This is a genomic window from Acinetobacter sp. GW821-FHT01C12, assembly GCF_059422625.1.
Window position 1 is genome coordinate 135,838 of record NZ_JBWKXD010000007.1, and the last position, 20,791, is coordinate 156,628.

Consider the following 20,791-nt stretch of genomic DNA (forward strand, 5'->3'; position numbering starts at 1 on the left):
TTTAAAAGAGATATTGATTAAAAAATATAACAATTTATCGGTGTCTTTTTTTGAATTTTTAATTAAAATAAGGACACTTGTAATTAAATATCAATAACTAAAATGCTGAAAAATATTACGACCTTACTTGAAAGCTTTGGCTTGGGACTACAAACACGAGCGATCCACGTTCAATTCTCAAATCAAGCCTTAAACAGCAGTGTATTCTTGCAATGCATTCAGGGGCAACAACAGATAAATCAAGGCTTAAAGGCAGAATTACTCTGCCTTTCAACCAGTGCGCATATTGCTTTAAAACAATTTATCGGGTGTCAGGTTGCAGTTGATCAAGTCACCGATTTTGGTGAATTGTACCGAACCACTGGAATTGTAACAGGAGCAAGCCAAGGGCAGAGTGATGGGGCGTTAAGCGTTTATAAATTAACGCTTGAAGATGCAACCAGTCTTTGGCATAAGCGTCGTAATAGCCGTGTTTTTATGAACAAAAGTGTTCTGGAAATATCAGAAATCTTATTTAAAGAGTGGCAAGCGAAAAGTGCCTTATTTTCTGCCAGTTTAAGTCTGGACAGTAGTGGTTTAAAAAAACAATACGATATCCGTCCTTTTGTAATGCAAGCCAATGAAACGGATTATGAGTTTTTAACTCGCTTGTGGCGCAGTGAAGGTATTAACTGGTTAGTTGATGAATCTGTACGAATTGTGCCTATTTCGGCAACGCAGATTCAGGCACAAAAATTACGTCTCATTGATGACAATACGCAATATGAGGCAATGCCTAGACGAAGTATTCGTTTCCATCGCAGTCATGCAACAGAACGCTTTGACACGATCACCAGCCTCATTGCCCAGCGCTCAATTCAATCAACAGCAATACAAGTACAACGTTGGCAAGCGGATAGCCTTTTACAAGATCAGGGCGATAGCCAGTTAAGTAATCACCAACATAGTGATCAACAAGACAATGAAACTTTAAGCTTAGAGCAGGCTTGGACAATTAGCCCAGCTTGGACCAGTGATCTCAATGGCGAAGACCAAACCACAGTTTCCAGTTCAGCTCAAGTTGATAAATTAAATACCCAACTAACACAATACCAAGAATTACAGTCCAAATATTTTACTGCAACCAGTTCAGTGCGTGATGCGCAAGTTGGCTATTGGTTTGAATTAAGAGAACACCCTGAAATTGATCAACATGATGGTTCGGATCGTGAGTTCTTAATCTTAGGTAAGACTTTTTACAATCAAAATAACTTACCTAAAGAGTTACAAGATCAGTTATCCAAGCTGCTTAATTTAAATTATTGGAACCATTTAATTAAAGACCAGCGTCAAGCCAATGAGTTGTCCTTGGTACGCCGTAGAATCCCGATCGTTCCTGAGTATAACCCTTTAGCACATAGACCTTCTGCATTTCCACAACGTGCCAAAGTGGTTGGCCCGCAAGGCGAAACGATTTATGTCGATCAATGGGGGCGGATCAAAGTTCGTTTCCTCTTCACCCGTACCGATGACAATAGTCATGATGGTGGTGCAGGCTCGAATGACAATGATACAGACTCAGCTTGGGTTGATGTATTGACCTCTTGGGCGGGAGAAGGTTATGGCACAAGATTCCACCCACGAATTGGTGAAATCGTAGTGATTGATTTCTTTGATGGCAATGTCGACCGTCCATTTGTGATGGGACGTTTACATGAAGCAGAACGTCATCAAACCATGTTTGATATCAAAGGCCAGTTGCCTGATACCAAAAAATTAAGCGGTATTCGCTCATCGGAAGTGGGTGGATCAGGTTTTAACCAGCTACGATTTGATGACACCACAGGCCAAATCAGTACGCAGCTACAAAGTAGTCATGCAGCAACACAACTTAACCTTGGGAACTTAAGCCATCCGAAAGATAAGGAAACCAGCAATGGGCGTGGTGAAGGTTTTGAGTTAAGAACCGATGCTTATGGTGCCATGCGTGCAGGTAAAGGCATGCTTATCACGACGTATGCCCAAGAAAATGCGATTGCAGACCACTTAGAAGCAGCACAAGCGCAGTCCTTGTTAAATCAAGGTGCAGAAAGTATGAAAGTACTGAGTGAAATAGCAGTCAAACAACAAACGGATGCCTTGAATGTTGTCAATCGTTTGCCGAAACTGATTAATTCTTTAGAACTAAAAGGTGCAAATCAGGCTTTACAGGCAACCGTAGGTTTATTTAAAAATGCTGTGGGTAGCGATCCAATTTCAGCACTGAAAAACAGTGGTGATTTTATTGAGGACATCCAGAAATTTGGTAAAGACACCAAGAATATTGTAGATGAATTTAAAGACTTTTTTAATGATTCCAAAGAGTCGATTGAGAATTTAAAGAGTTTTATCGAAAATATTGAAGAACATGGTTCGGATGTTTTAAAAGGTAAATTAACCAGTTTAAAAGACAAATTTGATTCAGAACCGTTAAGTGCTTTAAAAGACGTGGGTAAGGTAATTGCCAATGTTGAAATTAAGGATTTTGATTTAACCAGTGTTTGTGGAACTTTTAATAAAGGCAGTAAATTGGATGTGAATCCGATGCAGGCTTTAGGCTCCTTACAGGGCTTTATGGAAAGTTATACAAAAGACTTAGAAAATAGTGCTGATAGTGCCAAACAAGAGCAAGGTAAGATCTTTCGGCAGGCATTGATGTTACTGGCTTCACCTAATGGGATTGCGCTGACAACTCCAGAAGATATCGTGTTACAAGCTTCACAAGATATTGCTGAAAGTGCGCAAGGCTCAATTAATTTGAGTGCACAGAAGAATATTGTCGGTCATGCACAGGATAAGATCAGTTTGTTTGCAGCACAGAAAGGTTTAAGTGCATTTGCTGCAAAGGGTCCGATCAAAGTTCAGGCGCAGGATGACTTGATTGAAATCATTGCGAAGAAAGTGATTAAACTGATTGCGACTGAAGATAAGATTGAGCTAACCAGCTCTAAAGAGATTGATCTAAAAGCGGGTGGTACTCAGTTGGTGGTTAATGGTAGTGGTGTTTTTATCAAGACGGGCGGGAAATTTGAAGTGAAGTCAGGACAACATTTGTTTACCAGTGGGGCAACAGTTAATGCGCAGTTACCGAAAATGCCTGAGAGTGGAATTTTTAGTAAACGTATCGATTTTAAAAATTTAATACCAGAAAATCTTTTAAATACTGAGTTGGCTTATAAGTTTATTAATCGTACAAAAAATCTTGAGTATGTGAGTGAACTTGATGAAGAGTTTAGAACAAACCGTTTATTTTCAGATGAGTCAGATCAAATAGAATTTAAATTTCTGGATGCTCAAAAAAATGATCAAGGGACATTATTCATTAGCCTATGTGAACCTGATGATGATTTATTTGCAAGTTTAGATGAAAGTGAACATGAGCATGTAGGTTGTGATTGTTTTGATGAGGATGAGAATGATGAAATCGTATAAATTTTTGTTATTTCCATTCTTAATTCTACCTATGTACACATTTGCAGCAAATGATGAACAGCGTAATTTATGTCAATTTAAGCAAAAATTTGATGACTCAATTCCAGCAGATAAATCATTTATTCAGTTTGGAAATGATAAAAAATTTAATGAATTTTTTATTAATAAATTATTTCATGAAACGATTATTCATGATTGTTTATATAGTAATAACAAATTCTATGTGTTGTCTCAGACAACCACTACATCGGTTGAATCTTTAGCACAGTCACTTATTTATGTAACTACCTTTGATCAAAAGGGAACTAAACTGAAAGATCAAATTTATAATAAAGATTGGAGTTGTGCTATTAATCAAAAATTTTTGATTAATAATCATCAAAAATATATAGATATGTCATGCACAGAAAAAAATAATCTTGATAATGGTCTAATTATTGATCAGAAAAAATTGAAAAAATATCAAGTCGAGGTTAAATAAAATGGCCTATACCTATGAGGATCAACTGAACTTTGCTGCCAAACTGTATTGCCCAGTTCGAAAAATTGCGTTTCGATATGGTGTACATTGGAAAACGATAATGGCTCAGCTTATTGAAGAAACAGGTTGGGGAAAAAAAGTACTCCCAGGTACAAATAATTTATTCAATATTAAAAAAGCTGGGGGGGGATGGGAAGGTAAGCCCGTCAAACGTTTCACAGTACCTGAAGTTGACGCTAAAACAGGTCAAGTTTATATGGAAGAGGCGGACTTTCGTGTATATGTGGATTATGTAGAATCCTTAGAAGACCGTTTTGTCTGGCTGCTCAATCAATCATTCTATAAAGAATATTTTAGTGATGGTGTTAGAGGAAATCATGAAAAAGAAGTATATGCGTTAGCAAAAAAATTCGCCACTAACCCCAAATATGCTGATAATTTATTGGAAATTCCTCGTGGTCGTACGTTCCGTAGAGCGATAGCACTTGCCGAGTCAGAAGGATATTGCAACATCGTTAATGCAGCAATTTTAGAAGAAAATGGTGATAAATATCGTGATAAAGAAGTGGAAATTTCAGTAGATGGAGAGACTTATTTAAAAAAGAAAACGACTCAAGAAGGGTTGATTGTTGGAATGGTGGTTAAACCACAAGGCAATATTAGCTTCAAAAAAAATAATATTATCGTGCCTGCTCGTATTCCTGTGGTTAAAGGCACAATTAATATTAAAGTACAGCAAAGTGCCACTGTTATTGCAGATCAACTTGAAGAACATCAAGGAAATCCTTCAGTAAATAACGTTAAACAGCAAGAGGTGAATGTTGCTAGTAGTCCGTCACCTGCTCCAACAACTACAGCGACAGCTCAAAGTAATGATGTAAGCTTTAAAATTAAAATTATTGAAGGAGATTCTTCTAAGGCAGTGCCTGATTTAAAATATGCAATTCGTTATAAAAATAATCTAAAAGAACATACGCTTAATGGTCAGGGAGAAGAAAAAATTACAGCAGAGAGGGGGCAGAAGCTTGAAGTTTTTGTAAGTAGTGCTAAGGGGGACTTCTCTCAAAAAGTTACTGAATTTGTAGTCAATAGTGAACAGACTCAAGTGGTGAAATTACCTTTAGTCAAAATTCGAATCAAACTGTTTAATCACGATAAATCTAAAGTTATGTCTAATTATCGTGTGATTTCGCACTATCGTGGGCAACAAAAGCCTAAAGTTACAGATGTGAATGGCTTAATTTCATTGACAGGTCTGGCTGGCTTAAAAATCAAATTAACTCTCCCTCAAGGGAATGTAGTGGTGCCTGATAAGGTGCTTGATTCACAAATACTTGAATATACCTATCTCATAAGAGAAAAATATGAGCGTCAAGATGTGCTTACAGCTTCTACAGCTACGAAAAAACCATCACCTACAACGGAAGAGCAACCTAAAGCCGAACCTAGAACTCAAAAGGTGAGTGAAGATAAAACAGCACCTATTAGTCAAGCTGACATTCGTGGGGGCAATGGTCATCCAATTAAAATGATCAATCGTGATGGTGAGTTTGAAATACATACGATCAATAAAAAGACCAATCAATTGGAGAGTGGTATCTCTTATGTGTTGGAATATGACGGGAAAAAAAGAAATCATACTTCTGGTCAAGATGGTAATGGGATTAAAAAACATAAAGGTCTAATTGGTAAAGAGGTTAATGTCTATAGTCTTGTTTCTGGCACGCAGACGAAGCAAGGTAGTATAGTGATTAGTGAGTCAAAACAGACTCTTGTTTTAAAAATTGATAAACCTTTGCTTGAAGTCAGTGGTGGACATTGGCATGGTCGTTTTTTAAGTAGTACCAGTTTAGATGATTTAGTTGATCCGTTTAAAAGCAATGCTAAGAAGTTTATACAAGCATTAAAAGACGCAGGTATTGGTGTAAGTTTAAGCACAACCTTTCGCCCAGTGGAACGTAGTTATTTAATGTATTACAGCGCGGCTATTATGCGTAAAGAAATTAACCCTGATAAAGTTCCTCCTTGGCCTGGAGTAAATATTGATTGGACGCACGGTGGTAATTATCAGGCTGCTATTGCTGGAGCAACTGAAATGCATCGGCGTTATAAGATTGGCCGTAATCCAGTAGGAAGACCAGAGCGATCAAATCATAATAACCGTATGGCAGTTGATATGACTTTAAGTGGGATTTCAAATAAAACAGTGGTTATTGATGGTGTAAGTACGAAAGTATCGTCAATATCAGATTTGGCTAAATTAGGTAAAAAAATTGGTGTAATATGGTTTGGGAGAGGGGATGTACCTCATTGGTCTCACACAGGTCGTTAAATATGAAAAAACAACTCTCTATTTTCTATACATGTATTTTGCTTATGGGATGTAGTCCTAAAGATATTAAAGTGGAGAAAGAGCCAAAACAAGCAACTAATTCTGTATCGCAAAGTCAAGTTGAACCTGTGGGTAATTTAACGGAAAAAAAAGTTGATTTAAAAGAACAATTAGTGAATGAAATTTATTACCTAGCTACGGAAAGTGGTAGTTGTTTGATCAGTTCTAGTCCTATTCATAATAAAGTTCTGATTGTTTATAAAAATGATTCAGATTCTGAATTTAAGTTTAGCTATATAAAACCTAAGATTTTAGAGTCAAAAAATAGTTGTATAGATGAACTTTCTAGTACTGCCCGTGATTTTAAGTATTTTTATCATGTGGATGAAAATAAAGGTGATTTTTCAACAGGATATGGTTTTGAACTTGAACCAAAGCAAATTATTTATCAAGGTGCCCAAATTAAAGGTATAGATTTACTGGCAAACCAACAACCAAATCAATTAACAGAGTGTTTTTCACGAGAAGGATCTCATTTTAATATTTGGCAAAAACAGGGAAGTGACAGAAAGAAGTTATTACATCGTTATAGTTATTTAGACATGGATATTGAAGCAAACTGTAACCCTAAGGAATATGAATTGGGAATGTTTAATACGGTTTCGTGAACAGATCTATTGTGGTATTGAATTGCTAATGTTAAGGAATAGCCGGATTTGGCTATTCCTTAAATATTTCACCCTTCCAAAATATCTTCCAACACTTCTTCATTTGGTGCAAAGAAATAAGCACCATCCATAGGTGTTACAAAGTGCAGCAAACGGTCATGAATCCCATCGCCTTGAGTACCAAACATATTGACTAGCATACGATCAATACGGGTTAAGTCTTTGGTATAGGCAATAAAAAATAAGCCTTGCTCGCCTTGACCATCGCCATAAGGAAGAGAGTGGCGTAGGATTTCTAATTCTTCGCCTTCATTATCTTCAATGACAACACGAGCAATATGGGCATTTTCAGGTTTGTGTTCATCGTCCATCTCTATACTTTCTAATTTAGAACGACCAATCACATTTTCCTGTGCATCAACTTTTAAACGTTTCCACTTTTCAAGTTCATGTACATAACGTTGTGCAAAAATAAAAGATCCATCTTCAAAAATACCTGAATCTTCACCTAATAACGCAGTCTCAGCACGATCATCAGGGAATTGAGGATTTTCAGTACCATCAATAAAACCAGTCAGGTCACGACCGTCGAGGTAACGGAAGCACACCCGTTCATCCAGAACCTCAACTTGATTTTGGATACCATCAAAAAAGGATTGGCTAAGCGCAAAGCAAATATCTGTACGTGCAGACGCAATATGAATGAGTACATCAGCAGGAACCACTGGCATCTTAAATGCACCTTGAATCGGTTCTAACTGCTTAAACCCTTCAGGAGTTGTATGATAAAGTTTTGTCCAAAGTTCAGGACCAAAAGCGATTGAGGTTTTAATTTCGGCTTCAGGATGTTGAGTGATTAGGCGATCACGTGTACTTAACAACGCATTGAGTTGTTCTTTTAAGCCATCAATAGACAGATTTTTTAAATTTAAAATAATGAAACGAGCATGATTAGAAGGTAAAGGTAGAATTACAGATTGGGCTGTCATATGGTGATGGCTCCTCAATTTTTATTTATCAATCCCCTTATTGTGCATGATCAAGCAACAGCTGAATAGTAAAGTCTTATATTTTTTACCAATTAAATTAATCGAAATGTATGGTTTTAAAACCGCTATAATAGCGTGTTAAAAGTTTTCTATCCTTTTGTTATGTCGTATCAAGTCTGGTTTGCCTATATGTTGGCGTGCTGGGTGATCAGTATTTCACCTGGTGCGGGTGCGATCGCGTCTATGTCGAGCGGTCTAAATTATGGTTTTCGCCGTGGTTATTGGAATGCAATCGGTTTACAACTGGCCTTGTTGGTTCAAATTGCGATTGTCGCAGCAGGGGTTGGGGTATTGTTTGCAACCACACCGCTGGCATTTTTCGTGGTGAAATGGTTTGGGGTTTTATATTTACTGTATTTAGCCTACATACAATGGACGACGAAAACACAGTCGATAGATATCCCAACTGAGCAACCGACAAAATCTATTCCCAAGCTGATCTTATATGGCTTTATTGTCAATATCAGTAATCCAAAAGCTATCGTCTTTTTACTTGCTGTTTTGCCACAATTTCTAGACTTGTCTAAACCACAATGGATTCAATATGTGATTATGGCAGTGACCATGATCACGATTGACTTGATAGTCATGGCTGGTTATACGGGATTGGCAGCCAAAGTGTTAAGACTATTAAAATCACCAAAACAACAAAAATATATGAACCGTACCTTTGCTGTATTGTTTAGTTGTGCCGCTGGCTTATTAAGTCTGGTTCATCAATAAAAACTTAGGCGATTAAGTGCGTTATTCGTTAGAGATTTGACCATATAAATAAGCCATTGTTTCGAGGTTACTTTGAATTATTTAGAATTTTATTTGTATGCCATTAGTGTGATTATCATGATTGCAACGCCTGGTCCAGTCATGATCTTGGTTGCAAGTGCAGGTTTAAAAGGCGGCTACCGACAGTCTTTACTGACTATTGTTGGGACAAATTTGGCTTCTTTGGTACTTATCACAGCCTCTATTTTAATTTTAAAAGGCATGTTTAGTGTCAATGAAACACTTTTCTTGATCATTAAAGTTTTAGGATGTCTTTATATTGCCTATCTAGGTTATGGAATTCTAAAAGAAGTATTATCGCAGCAGGAGCATCAACTCAATACGATGTTGTCGCCTGTGGATGGTGGTCTCAGCAAAGGCTTTTTAGTGGGTATCTCAAATCCTAAAGATATCATTTTCTTTTCATCATTTTTTCCGCAGTTTATACATATTCATGCTGATATAAATACCAGTCTGGTTATCTTAGTTGTGACATGGATTATTTTAGATTTTCTCACGCTATCTTTGGTCTATCTGTCGTTTAATAAGCTTTCTAAAAGTCAAATTTATCCAAAAATATTAGGGCTTTGCGGATTAATTTTGATTGTCATTGCTGTATATGGGTTATATGTTTCGTTAAAAAGCATAGTTTAAATATTGAGTGCGGCTAAAGATGGAATTGATCCATCAAGCCATCTTTTTTACTTTCATTACACAGAAAATCACAGCAAACAGCAAAGACATGGTTAATACGATGCTTAGCCCTGTAGAGATGTTCAGGGCTGCACTTGACCATAACCCCACAGTCACACCAATTTGAGCAATTACAAACGCCCCCATCACCATTTGTTTCGGTGAGTGCGAAATAAGACGCGAAGCCAGTGCTGGAATAACCAATAACGCACCCATCAATAACGAACCAACGGCACGTAAAGCGAGTACGGTGAATAAAGCCAATAACAACATAAAAATTAAGCGCTGCCATTTGGCGTTTACGCCTTCACTTACCGCAATATCTGGATCAATCGCAATTTGAATTTGTGCTTGCCAGTAACGGTAGAGGACAGCTAAAGCAACAATAATCACAGTTGCAAAAATCGGTAGGTCTGACCACTCAATTGTTAATAAATCACCAAATAAATAACTTAATAATTCAGGACGTAAAGCGGGTAAATGTTGAAGTAACAATAGACCAGAACAAAGTAAGGTCGCAGCACATAATGCAAGTAAGGCGTCGTTGGGTAAACGCGGGTCATGTAAAACCCAAAGTACAGCCACCAAGAGGATCGCAGTAAAGGTAACACCGACCCAAAGCGGTAAACTCAAAACAGCAGCTAAAGCGACACCCAGCAAGGTACCATGTGCCATCGTGTCAGCAAAGAACGACATTCTGCGCCATAGCATCAAACAACCTAGCGGAGCTGTTAGAAACACTAAAAGTGTTCCCATAATCCATGCAGGTAACAGTAATTCTAACCATTCCATCATGGTTTAAGCTTCCGGTTCTGGGTGAATGTGTGGATGTGGGCCATGTTCACAAGTTTTGGCGGAGTCACCATGTGCACAATGGTCATGATGGTGTTGGTAAAAAGCGTGGTATTTTCCAAAAGTATCACCAAACAAAGCTTGATACTCTGGATGCTGCTGAATACTGTCAGGTAAACCACTACAGCAAATGTGCTTATTTAAACAGACAACTCGTTGAGTGCCTTGCATTACCCATTGTAAATCATGAGACACAATTAAAATGGCGCAACCATAACGTTGTGGCAGGCTACGCACATATTCATACAGTTCAGCTTCAGATTGGATATCTAAACCTTGCATAGGTTCATCTAAAACTAAAATATCGGGTTGGCGTAATAAAGCACGCGCCAATAAAACCCGCTGACGTTCACCACCTGAAAGTTGTTGTACTTTGGCGTACTCTAATTTGGCAATGCCTGTATCTCGAATGATTTCAGCTTTAATAGCCTTATCACATTTCTCAAGATCCAGTAGATCTTTTACTCTTAAAGGCAGACTATGAGAGGGATTAAATTTTTGTGGTACATACGCCAGTTTAATTTTTTTTGAGCTGATAATTTTGCCCGCATTGGGTTTTAAAATACCCAATAATACTTTGATCAGGGTTGATTTGCCTGCGCCATTGGGACCAATAAGCGTGACAATTTCTTTTTCTTGTAATGAAAAATCTATATTTTTTAGAATGTCACGATCATCAATTCGGACATTAATTTGTTGCAGTTGAACGAGAGGGGAGTTTACGCTTTGTTCGAGCACTGCTGACATATTCCTGAAATCTCAATAATACTGTGATGTGCATTGAAGTGATCTGACGCGGCTAAGTGGTTTAATTCTTGAATCAAACCTTTTGCTGAAGCTTCTTTCACTGTATGACATTCAGTGCAAATTAAAAATGCGGCTTGATGTCCTTCACGTGGGTGACAACAAGGGATATAAGCATTAATAGAGGTTAAACGATGAATAAAACCTTTTTCTAAGAGAAAATCTAAGGTTCTATACACAGTAGGTGGTGCAGCTGGACGTTCTGCAGCACCTTTCATCTTGGCTAAAAGATCATAAGCACCTACAGGACCTGAGGCATTCAAAATTAATTCAAGTACTTCTTTACGCAAAGGGGTAAGACGGGCACCTGAGGTTGCACAAAGGCTTTCTGCTTCTGATAAACGAGCTTCTACATTGAGATGATCGTGTACACCATGCAAAGTATCATGCTGCTCGTGTGAACATAAGCTCATATCAGACCTCAAAACTTGTTATTTGAATGGAAGAGAATCGCAAATATTAACATGAAGCTCTATCAACTTACGAATGGCGTAGGTATTTTTTAACTTCTGTTATACTATAACATAAATTTTTTTTGGTAATACACTCCCATGAATCGCATTATCGCCTTTTGCTTATGTGCATTATTTATTAGTGTCACTTGGGCTCAAGCGCCTTTAGTGGTGTCAACTCATCCTATTTATTTGATTGCAAAAGAAATAACAGAAGGCATAGAAGAGCCTGTTTTACTTTTGGGAAATCAAACGGGGCATGATGTGCAACTTACACCAGATAATCGCAAAACGATTATGGACGCTTCATTGGTGATTTGGCTGGGAAAAGAACATGAAGCGCCTTTGGAAAAGGTTTTAGGTGACAATCCAAAGGCGATTTCAATACTCAATTCAGGCATTATCCAAGCACTTCCTTTAAGAAGTCCAAAAGGTGTTGCACTGAAAGATACGATTGATACACATGTGTGGTTAGATCCAAATAATGCTGTACGTATCGGTTTCTTTATTGCAGCCTTACGTTCACAACAACATCCAGAAAATAAAGCAGCATATTGGAATAATGCGAAGAAGTTTGCCAGTGAAATGCTGCGCGTTTCACAGAAAAGTATCAGTGCAGGTAGCGCACGTCCATACTGGGCTTATCATGATGCTTACCAATATTTAGAGCGTTCATTAAACTTAAAATTTGCAGGTGCGATGACAGATGATCCGCATGTTGCGCCGACTGTGACTCAAATCAAGTTTTTAAATGACACGAGACCTTACAAAAAAATGTGCTTGCTGGCAGAAGGTAGCGCAAGCCCAAGTCAGTACCGAAAATTGGGTGAAATTTCATTTCAAGCGGTAGACGAAACTTTGGCTAAACAACAAGATTTTGTGGTTGCATGGCAGACTTTGGCTCAACAAACACAAGCTTGCGTACTTAATGCACGGAAATGATGCAAAAATTAATCAACAATTGTTCATATGCAAAGCAACCTGTATATCGAAAAAAACACGACTAAGGTCGGGAAAAGATTGCATGTTCAGGGGTGTAACTCTATAATGCCTGCGATTAAAAACGATCATCAGCTAAACTTGTCAAGCATTTATGCTGTGAGTGGATAAAAAATGAGCCAAACTAGTCGCTTGATTGACCGACGATTAGCAAAAGCTTTGGTCTATTTGCAAGCGTTTATGATTCCTGTTTCAGCCTTGGTAGCGTGGGTCTTGAAAGACTCGACTGCGGCTCTGAGTGCAGCGTTAGGTGCACTGATATGTTGGCTTGCCAGTTGTTATTTTTCTTGGCAGTCGTTTCGAGCAGCAGGGGCGCGTGCTTCAAAACAGGTTCTTTCGAACATGTATAGAGGCTTAATGGGCAAATTTGCAATTGTGATCGTTGGTTTCATTTTAATTTTATGCAATGTCAAACCGTTATCTCCGGTGGCATTGTTTTGTGGTTTTATTCTCGTTCAAGCGATGTCGTGGATTGCACCTTTTTGGGTAGCACGACAACAAAAACGAGTATAAGCGCAGCAGAAATTGAAAATTTTTTTGGGGATTAACGAGATATCATGCAGCACGCGATATTCGTTAACTCTATTTATTATTTGACATTGACCAGGTGTGATTTATGGCTGCTGAAGAACATGCCCTGACTTCGACCGAGTATATCAAGCATCACTTGACCAATATGACCTATGGCAAAATGCCAGATGGTACTTGGAAATTGGCTGAAAGTGGTGCAGAAGCTCAACAGATGGGGTTCACTGCTATCCACTTGGATTCAATGGGTTGGTCAATTGGCCTTGGTGTGATTTTCTGTTTGATATTCTGGTGCGTAGCGAAAGCTGCAAACTCTGGTGTTCCTACCAAGTTCCAGTCTGCAATCGAAATGATTATCGAGTTTGTTGACTCAAGTGTTCGTGATACGTTTCATGGTAAATCACGTTTAATTGCGCCTTTAGCCTTGACCATTTTCGTGTGGATTTTCCTCATGAATGCGATGGACTTAATTCCTGTTGACTGGATTCCGTATACAGCTCAATTGATTGGTGCAAACGTATTTGGTATGGACCCTCACCACGTTTACTTCAAGGTTGTTCCATCTACAGACCCTAACATTACCCTTGGTATGTCTTTGTCTGTATTTGCGTTGATCTTGTTCTATAGTATTCGTGAAAAAGGCATCGGCGGTTTCGTTGGTGAATTGGCACTTAACCCATTTAATCCAAGTAACCCAGTTGCAAAAGCGTTATTGATTCCAGTGAACTTAATTCTAGAATTAGTAACATTCCTTGCACGTCCAATTTCATTGGCACTCCGATTATTCGGTAACATGTATGCGGGTGAGTTAATCTTCATTCTTATCGCGTTGTTACCTTTCTGGATCCAGTGGGCGTTGTCTGTGCCTTGGGCTATCTTCCACATTCTTGTTATTACATTGCAAGCCTTCATTTTCATGATGCTAACAATCGTATACTTGAGCATGGCAAGCGAAAAACATTAATGGTATTGCCTAACTGTCATCCGGTGGTTAGGTATAATTTTTTTACTTTAATTTGGTATAAACCTAACCTCTGAGGAATTATCATGGAACTCACTTTAGGTCTAGTTGCAATTGCATCTGCTATCTTGATCGCTTTTGGTGCTTTAGGTACTGCGATTGGTTTTGGTCTTTTAGGCGGCCGTTTCCTTGAAGCTGTTGCTCGTCAACCAGAATTGGCTCCACAACTTCAAACTCGTATGTTCTTAATCGCAGGTCTTCTTGATGCTGTGCCTATGATCGGTGTTGGTATTGGCTTGTTCTTCATCTTCGCTAATCCATTTGTAGGTTAATCAGCTTAATTCCGAAATTCACTATTTGAGGAATTTGCAATGAATATCAACCTCACATTGTTTGGCCAAGCGATTGCATTTGCGATATTTGTCGCATTCTGCATGAAGTTTGTATGGCCACCACTAATCAATGCGATTAGTGAGCGTCAGCGTAAAATCGCTGATGGCTTAAATGCTGCAGAGAAAGCGAAAGCTGATCTTGCTGATGCACAAGCACAAGTTAAGCAAGAAATTGATGCGGCGAAAGCACAAGCGGCTCAATTGATCGAACAAGCGAACCGTCGTGCGGCACAATTGGTCGAAGAAGCGCGTACTCAAGCATCTGCTGAAGGTGAGCGTATTCGTCAACAAGCGAAAGATGCTGTTGACCAAGACATCAATTCTGCTCGTGAAGAATTACGTCAACAAGTTGCTGCTCTTGCAGTTGCTGGTGCAGAGAAAATTCTGAACCAACAAGTTGACGCAGAAGCTCATAATGCCATGCTGAATCAGCTGGCTGCTAAACTTTAAGAGAGGCGAATATGGCTGAATTCTTGACGTTGGCACGCCCATACGCTAAAGCAGCATTTGCTTATGCATCTGAGCAAAATGCAACTGACGCTTGGTCAAATGCATTACAACTGCTCAGTGCTGCGGTGCAAGATGAAGCATTCTCCGCTTATTTAAATCGCCCTGAGTTGACACCTGCAGAGCAGGTTGATCTTTTTGCGAAAGTTTTAGGTAATGAACAAACTGCGGCTGTGTCAAACTTTTTGACACTTCTTGCAGACAATGGCCGTTTAGCATTGTTACCTGAAATTGACACAGAATTTGAGCAACTCAAATCGCAAAATAACAACACTGTAGATGTTGTGATTGAATCCGCTTTTCCATTGGATTCAGTACAAGAACAGAAGTTGGCTCATGCGTTAGAAAAACGCTTGAACAGCGCTGTGAAAGTTACAGTTGAAGTAAATCCAGCATTGATTGCTGGTGTTGTTATTCGTGCAGGCGACCAAGTGATAGATGATTCTGCGCTTAGCAAGCTTGAAAAAATGCGGACTCGTCTTCTAGCGTAATTGTTAAAAATAACTACGTCTAAAGAAGACTGAACTTTAAAAAGATTGAGGTATAGCGCAATGCAACAACTGAATCCATCCGAGATCAGTGCGCTCATTAAACAGCGTATCGGCGATCTGGACACCAGCGCGACCGCTAAGAACGAAGGGACCATTGTTATGGTTTCCGACGGTATTGTGCGTATTCACGGCCTTGCTGATGCAATGTACGGTGAAATGATCGAATTCGACGGCGGCTTATTTGGTATGGCACTGAACCTAGAACAGGATTCAGTGGGTGCCGTTGTCTTAGGTAACTACTTAAGCCTTCAAGAAGGTCAAAAAGCTCGTTGCACAGGTCGTGTATTAGAAGTTCCGGTTGGTCCAGAACTTTTAGGCCGTGTAGTAGATGCTTTGGGTAACCCGATTGATGGTAAAGGCCCTATTGATGCAAAACTTACTGATGCTGTTGAAAAAGTAGCACCAGGTGTAATTTGGCGTCAATCAGTGGATCAACCTGTACAAACTGGTTATAAATCAGTAGATACAATGATCCCTGTTGGTCGTGGTCAGCGTGAGTTGATCATCGGTGACCGTCAAACTGGTAAAACAGCAATGGCGATCGATGCGATCATTGCTCAAAAACAATCAGGCATTAAGTGTGTATACGTTGCGATTGGTCAAAAACAATCAACAATTGCAAACGTAGTACGTAAGCTTGAAGAAACTGGCGCTATGGCGTACACAACTGTTGTAGCAGCTGCTGCAGCTGATCCTGCAGCAATGCAGTATCTTGCTCCATATGCTGGTTGTACAATGGGCGAGTACTTCCGTGACCGCGGTGAAGACGCACTTATCATTTATGATGACTTGTCTAAACAAGCTGTTGCTTACCGTCAAATTTCATTGCTTCTTCGTCGTCCACCAGGTCGTGAAGCTTACCCAGGTGACGTGTTCTATCTTCATTCACGTCTACTTGAACGTGCTTCTCGTGTATCTGCTGACTATGTTGAGAAATTCACTAATGGTGAAGTTAAAGGCCAAACTGGTTCATTAACTGCATTGCCAATTATTGAAACTCAAGCGGGTGACGTATCTGCATTCGTACCGACAAACGTAATTTCGATTACTGATGGTCAGATCTTCTTAGAAACATCATTATTCAACGCAGGTATTCGTCCTGCTGTGAACGCGGGTATTTCTGTATCGCGTGTTGGTGGTTCTGCTCAAACGAAGATCATCAAAAAATTGTCTGGTGGTATCCGTACTGCTTTGGCGCAATACCGTGAATTGGCAGCATTTGCTCAGTTCGCTTCTGACCTTGATGAAGCAACTCGTAAGCAACTTGAACATGGTCAACGTGTAACTGAATTAATGAAGCAAAAACAATATGCTCCATATTCAATTGCTGACCAAGCTGTTTCAATTTATGCATCTAACGAAGGCTACATGGCTGACGTTGAAGTGAAGAAAATCGTAGACTTTGATACTGCGTTAATTTCTTACTTCCGTTCAGAACATGCTGCGTTAATGCAAAACATCGATGAAACTGGTAACTACGACAAAGACATCGAAGCTGCAATCAAAGCAGGTATTGAAAGCTTTAAAGCGACTCAAACTTACTAATTTCAATGTATGTTGTTGTTAGTTATGGTTTGGTTCACGGATCAACCTTCGGAAGCTCGAAAGGGCTTTCGAATACTAGGTTAAGCGTATGGCAAATTTAAAAGAAATTCGCGCCAAAGTAGCTAGTATCAAAAGCACGCAAAAGATTACTCGCGCGATGCAAATGGTAGCAGCTTCTAAGATGCGTCGTGCGCAAGAGCGCATGGCTCAGGGCCGTCCGTATGCCGAAAATATGCACCGTGTAATTGCTCATTTGGTCCAAGCGAATCCTGAATACAAACATCGCTATATGGTTGAACGCCCTGTAAAACGCGTTGGCTATATCATTGTTTCTTCAGATCGTGGTCTTGCTGGTGGTTTGAACATTAACTTGTTCAAAAAAGTGGTAAAACACGTACAACAGCAACAAGAGCAGTCAATTGAAGTTCAATTTGCTTTAATTGGTCAAAAAGCGGTTTCGTTTTTTAAAAACTACGGCGGTAAAGTACTTGGCGCAACTACGCAAGTAGGTGATGCTCCAAGTCTTGAACAGTTAACTGGTTCTGTACAGGTGATGTTAGATGCATTTGATAAAGGCGAGTTAGATCGTATTTATCTTGTGTCAAACGGCTTTGTCAATGCCATGACTCAAAACCAAAAAATCGAACAACTTGTTCCATTAGCTGCGGCTGATACGGACGAGGATCTTAACCGCCAATATGGTTGGGATTATCTATATGAACCAGAAGCTGAAGAGCTTTTAAATGGTTTATTGGTTCGTTACATTGAGTCTATGGTTTATCAAGGTGTGATTGAAAACATCGCATGTGAGCAGTCTGCTCGTATGGTTGCAATGAAAGCTGCAACTGACAACGCAGGTGATCTTATCAAGAGCCTACAACTCATTTATAACAAGCTGCGTCAAGCCGCGATTACTCAGGAAATTTCTGAGATCGTTGGTGGTGCCGCTGCCGTTTAACATTATTTTGAATTGAGGAGACAGCAATGAGTAGCGGTCGTATCATTCAGATCATCGGCGCGGTTATCGACGTCGAGTTTGAACGCAATAGCGTTCCTAAGATCTATGACGCTCTCCAAGTTGACGGTACTGAAACTACTTTAGAAGTTCAGCAACAACTTGGTGATGGTGTAGTTCGTACCATCGCAATGGGATCTACAGAAGGTCTTAAACGTGGTCTAAACGTATCTAATACTGGTGCACCTATTTCTGTACCTGTAGGTACTGCATGTTTAGGTCGTATCATGGACGTTCTTGGTCGCCCAATCGACGAAGCTGGTCCAGTTGCGACTGAAGCGCGTTTGCCGATTCACCGTCAAGCACCTTCTTATGCTGAACAAGCTGCTTCTACTGACCTTTTAGAAACTGGTATTAAAGTCATTGACTTACTTTGCCCGTTTGCTAAAGGTGGTAAAGTTGGTTTATTCGGTGGTGCCGGTGTTGGTAAAACTGTAAACATGATGGAATTGATCAACAACATCGCGAAAGCTCACTCAGGTTTATCTGTGTTTGCTGGTGTTGGTGAGCGTACTCGTGAAGGTAATGACTTCTACCACGAGATGAAAGATTCTAACGTTCTTGACAAAGTAGCAATGGTCTACGGTCAGATGAATGAGCCACCGGGTAACCGTTTACGCGTAGCGTTAACTGGTTTGACCATGGCTGAATACTTCCGTGATGAGAAAGATGAAAACGGTAAAGGCCGTGACGTATTGTTGTTCGTTGACAACATTTACCGTTACACATTGGCTGGTACTGAAGTATCTGCTCTTTTAGGTCGTATGCCATCTGCAGTAGGTTACCAACCGACGCTTGCAGAAGAGATGGGTGTTCTTCAAGAACGTATTACATCGACTAAGTCTGGTTCGATTACATCTATCCAAGCGGTATATGTACCTGCCGATGACTTAACAGATCCATCGCCTGCAACTACATTTGCTCACTTAGATGCAACTGTAGTATTGAGCCGTGACATCGCATCTTCTGGTATTTACCCAGCGATCGATCCACTTGACTCTACTTCACGTCAGTTAGATCCACTTGTTGTTGGTGCTGAGCATTATGAAATTGCACGTTCTGTACAGAACGTATTGCAACGTTATAAAGAGCTTAAAGACATCATCGCAATCTTGGGTATGGACGAGTTAGCAGAAGAAGATAAGTTGATTGTTTACCGTGCGCGTAAAATCCAACGTTTCTTCTCTCAACCGTTCCACGTAGCTGAAGTGTTTACTGGTGCTCCTGGTAAACTTGTACCACTTAAAGAAACAATTCGTGGCTTTAAAGGTCTTCTAGCTGGTGAATACGATCACATCCCAGAACAAGCGTTCTATATGGTTGGTGGTATTGACGAAGTGATCGCTAAAGCCGAGAAGCTTTAATTAGCAACTCTAATTTAGGAGATTCACATGTCGACTATGCAATGTGATGTTGTAAGTGTTAAAGAGTCTTTGTACTCAGGCACTGTGACAATGCTTATCGCAAAAGGTGCTGGCGGTGAATTGGGTATCATGCCTGGTCACGCTCCGTTAGTCACTTTGCTCAAGCCGGGCGCAATTCGCGTTCTGCTTGAAAACGGTACAGAAGAGTTAATCTATGTATCTGGTGGTGTTCTAGAAGTTCAACCGCATGTTGTTACTGTGCTTGCAGATACTGCTGTTCGTGCTGACAACTTAGATGAAGCTGCAATTCTTGAAGCACGTAAAAATGCTGAACAATTGCTCGCAAATCAAAAAAGCGATTTGGACTCTGCTGCTGCTTTGGCTGCTCTTGCAGAAACTGCTGCTCAGTTGGAAACCATCCGCAAAATCAAAAACCGCGCGCTATAAGACGCAGTTTGAGATTGAAAAACCACCCGCGAGGGTGGTTTTTTTATGCAATTAATTTATGGATGGTTCAAATTTATATTGGTTCAACATGCTAGAAACTTATGCTTGGGGAGTGTCCAATAAAAATTGTGTTTGTATAAATTGACTATAATCATCCCCCAAAGGTAATTCATAGTCTTTAAAAATGTGTCGACGAGTTGATACTGTCGACTGTTTAGTTTTTGGATTAAAACCAATTTTTTCAATATCTTTCCAATATAAACCTGTGCCACGCTTTTGCCATGATGGCAATTCATTGAAGTTAATGTCACGGCTAAAGAGTAAATCATGCTTCTCTTGGCGAGATAATCCTTTTATTTGGTTGGTTGCATTTTTTACATTTTCTCCTTCCTTGCGCAACATCCAATAGCAATGTGCATTGAGTGCGTTGCGATGAGCATCTTCATGACGCCAACGAAAATAATCTTCAACAGTTTTTGCATTGGGCAGTATACAAATTCGAGCATCAAAAGTTGCCATCTCACCATGTAACACACTGAACTTTGCACTGGCTTCTGCGGCTAAAATAGAAATGATTTTTCGTGTTTTACGATTAAAGCTGTCATCTTTTAAATGAAACAGTAAGGAGATTTCATCGCTTTGTGTATAGCCATAAATAATATTAAAGCCACATTGCATTAAGTGAGTTGTTGTTTCGACCATCAAGTCCCTAAAACGCAGATCAAAGGGCGCTTCAAATTTCCAAATATCTTTGGTGAGTTTGGTAAAGCCACGTCCATCCAAACGCACAACGATATATTGTTCTGGTGGTACACAGAAATCATAAGCTGTTTCATAAACACGTAATCGTGTATCTAGATCATCAAATCTCATGGTTAAACTTCTTCGTTATTCTCATGCTAAAGTTATATTTCATCACTGACTAGTTTTAGCATAATC

The 20,791-nt window shown here is 39.6% G+C and carries 21 protein-coding genes; 16 read left to right on the forward strand and 5 right to left on the reverse strand.

All coding sequences use genetic code 11. The annotated features are described in order from the left end of the window. Positions 1 to 102 precede the first annotated feature (102 nt). From AC07WY_RS15790 to AC07WY_RS15805, 4 genes are read left to right on the forward strand one after another with little or no spacing between them, the layout of a single operon-like run. Positions 103 to 3,450, forward strand: coding sequence for a type VI secretion system Vgr family protein (locus tag AC07WY_RS15790; RefSeq protein ID WP_494736683.1), 3,348 nt, complete (start codon positions 103 to 105; stop codon positions 3,448 to 3,450). Beyond that, positions 3,437 to 3,931: a hypothetical protein gene (locus tag AC07WY_RS15795; protein ID WP_494736684.1), complete on the forward strand. Its 495-nt coding sequence runs from the start codon at positions 3,437 to 3,439 to the stop codon at positions 3,929 to 3,931. Before AC07WY_RS15790 ends, AC07WY_RS15795 begins: the two co-directional genes overlap by 14 nt. 1 nt (position 3,932) lies before the next feature. Continuing rightward, positions 3,933 to 6,263: a glycoside hydrolase family 73 protein gene (locus tag AC07WY_RS15800; RefSeq protein ID WP_494736685.1), complete on the forward strand. Its 2,331-nt coding sequence runs from the start codon at positions 3,933 to 3,935 to the stop codon at positions 6,261 to 6,263. Positions 6,264 to 6,265: 2 nt separating this feature from the next. Further along, positions 6,266 to 6,931, forward strand: a complete 666-nt coding sequence (locus tag AC07WY_RS15805) for a hypothetical protein (RefSeq protein ID WP_494736686.1) — start codon at positions 6,266 to 6,268, stop codon at positions 6,929 to 6,931. 68 nt (positions 6,932 to 6,999) lie between these two features. Here AC07WY_RS15805 and AC07WY_RS15810 read toward each other — a convergent pair whose 3' ends face one another. Beyond that, positions 7,000 to 7,920 (reverse strand): Dyp-type peroxidase, encoded by a 921-nt coding sequence (locus AC07WY_RS15810; protein ID WP_494736687.1) that lies wholly within the window; start codon positions 7,918 to 7,920, stop codon positions 7,000 to 7,002. Positions 7,921 to 8,082: 162 nt separating this feature from the next. Between AC07WY_RS15810 and AC07WY_RS15815 the strand changes: the two genes are divergently transcribed. Beyond that, positions 8,083 to 8,703 (forward strand): LysE family transporter, encoded by a 621-nt coding sequence (locus tag AC07WY_RS15815; protein ID WP_004823696.1) that lies wholly within the window; start codon positions 8,083 to 8,085, stop codon positions 8,701 to 8,703. 72 nt (positions 8,704 to 8,775) lie between these two features. Beyond that, positions 8,776 to 9,396: a LysE family translocator gene (locus tag AC07WY_RS15820; protein ID WP_494736688.1), complete on the forward strand. Its 621-nt coding sequence runs from the start codon at positions 8,776 to 8,778 to the stop codon at positions 9,394 to 9,396. A 33-nt stretch (positions 9,397 to 9,429) separates the two neighbouring features. Here AC07WY_RS15820 and znuB read toward each other — a convergent pair whose 3' ends face one another. From znuB to AC07WY_RS15835, 3 genes are read right to left on the reverse strand one after another with little or no spacing between them, the layout of a single operon-like run. Further along, on the reverse strand, positions 9,430 to 10,230 hold the full coding sequence (gene znuB, locus AC07WY_RS15825) for a zinc ABC transporter permease subunit ZnuB (RefSeq protein WP_494736689.1): 801 nt from the start codon (positions 10,228 to 10,230) through the stop codon (positions 9,430 to 9,432). A 3-nt stretch (positions 10,231 to 10,233) separates the two neighbouring features. Continuing rightward, complete coding sequence (gene znuC / locus AC07WY_RS15830; RefSeq protein ID WP_004723434.1) at positions 10,234 to 11,034, reverse strand: zinc ABC transporter ATP-binding protein ZnuC; 801 nt, start codon at positions 11,032 to 11,034, stop codon at positions 10,234 to 10,236. After that, a complete protein-coding gene (locus AC07WY_RS15835) occupies positions 11,007 to 11,504 on the reverse strand; it encodes a transcriptional repressor (RefSeq protein ID WP_004723431.1) in 498 nt (165 codons plus the stop codon). The genes znuC and AC07WY_RS15835 overlap by 28 nt, the downstream gene beginning before the upstream one ends. A gap of 138 nt (positions 11,505 to 11,642) precedes the next feature. Here AC07WY_RS15835 and AC07WY_RS15840 point away from each other — a divergent pair, with 138 nt between their 5' ends. From AC07WY_RS15840 to AC07WY_RS15885, 10 genes are all read left to right on the forward strand, one after another. Then, a complete protein-coding gene (locus AC07WY_RS15840; RefSeq protein ID WP_151802219.1) occupies positions 11,643 to 12,485 on the forward strand; it encodes a metal ABC transporter substrate-binding protein in 843 nt (280 codons plus the stop codon). Positions 12,486 to 12,656: 171 nt separating this feature from the next. Next, entirely contained in the window at positions 12,657 to 13,055 is a 399-nt protein-coding gene (locus tag AC07WY_RS15845) for an ATP synthase subunit I (protein ID WP_004723429.1), read from the forward strand. A gap of 103 nt (positions 13,056 to 13,158) precedes the next feature. Further along, entirely contained in the window at positions 13,159 to 14,034 is an 876-nt protein-coding gene (gene atpB / locus AC07WY_RS15850; protein WP_004723427.1) for a F0F1 ATP synthase subunit A, read from the forward strand. Positions 14,035 to 14,117: 83 nt separating this feature from the next. Next, positions 14,118 to 14,363, forward strand: a complete 246-nt coding sequence (gene atpE / locus AC07WY_RS15855; RefSeq protein WP_000424060.1) for a F0F1 ATP synthase subunit C — start codon at positions 14,118 to 14,120, stop codon at positions 14,361 to 14,363. A 39-nt stretch (positions 14,364 to 14,402) separates the two neighbouring features. Beyond that, a complete protein-coding gene (locus AC07WY_RS15860; RefSeq protein WP_004723424.1) occupies positions 14,403 to 14,873 on the forward strand; it encodes a F0F1 ATP synthase subunit B in 471 nt (156 codons plus the stop codon). An 11-nt stretch (positions 14,874 to 14,884) separates the two neighbouring features. Beyond that, positions 14,885 to 15,421, forward strand: a complete 537-nt coding sequence (locus AC07WY_RS15865; RefSeq protein WP_004823704.1) for a F0F1 ATP synthase subunit delta — start codon at positions 14,885 to 14,887, stop codon at positions 15,419 to 15,421. Positions 15,422 to 15,481: 60 nt separating this feature from the next. After that, complete coding sequence (gene atpA / locus AC07WY_RS15870; RefSeq protein ID WP_004723422.1) at positions 15,482 to 17,026, forward strand: F0F1 ATP synthase subunit alpha; 1,545 nt, start codon at positions 15,482 to 15,484, stop codon at positions 17,024 to 17,026. Positions 17,027 to 17,114: 88 nt separating this feature from the next. Continuing rightward, positions 17,115 to 17,984: a F0F1 ATP synthase subunit gamma gene (atpG, locus tag AC07WY_RS15875; protein ID WP_004723421.1), complete on the forward strand. Its 870-nt coding sequence runs from the start codon at positions 17,115 to 17,117 to the stop codon at positions 17,982 to 17,984. Between the two features lie 26 nt (positions 17,985 to 18,010). Then, positions 18,011 to 19,405 carry a F0F1 ATP synthase subunit beta gene (gene atpD, locus AC07WY_RS15880; RefSeq protein WP_004723420.1) on the forward strand — a complete coding sequence of 465 codons (1,395 nt, stop codon included), beginning with the start codon at positions 18,011 to 18,013 and terminating at the stop codon, positions 19,403 to 19,405. Between the two features lie 27 nt (positions 19,406 to 19,432). Beyond that, complete coding sequence (locus tag AC07WY_RS15885; protein ID WP_004823705.1) at positions 19,433 to 19,852, forward strand: F0F1 ATP synthase subunit epsilon; 420 nt, start codon at positions 19,433 to 19,435, stop codon at positions 19,850 to 19,852. 99 nt (positions 19,853 to 19,951) lie between these two features. Here the strand turns inward: AC07WY_RS15885 and AC07WY_RS15890 are convergent, their stop codons facing one another. Further along, positions 19,952 to 20,725, reverse strand: coding sequence for a tRNA(His) guanylyltransferase Thg1 family protein (locus AC07WY_RS15890; protein ID WP_494736690.1), 774 nt, complete (start codon positions 20,723 to 20,725; stop codon positions 19,952 to 19,954). Between the last annotated feature and the right edge of the window lie 66 nt (positions 20,726 to 20,791).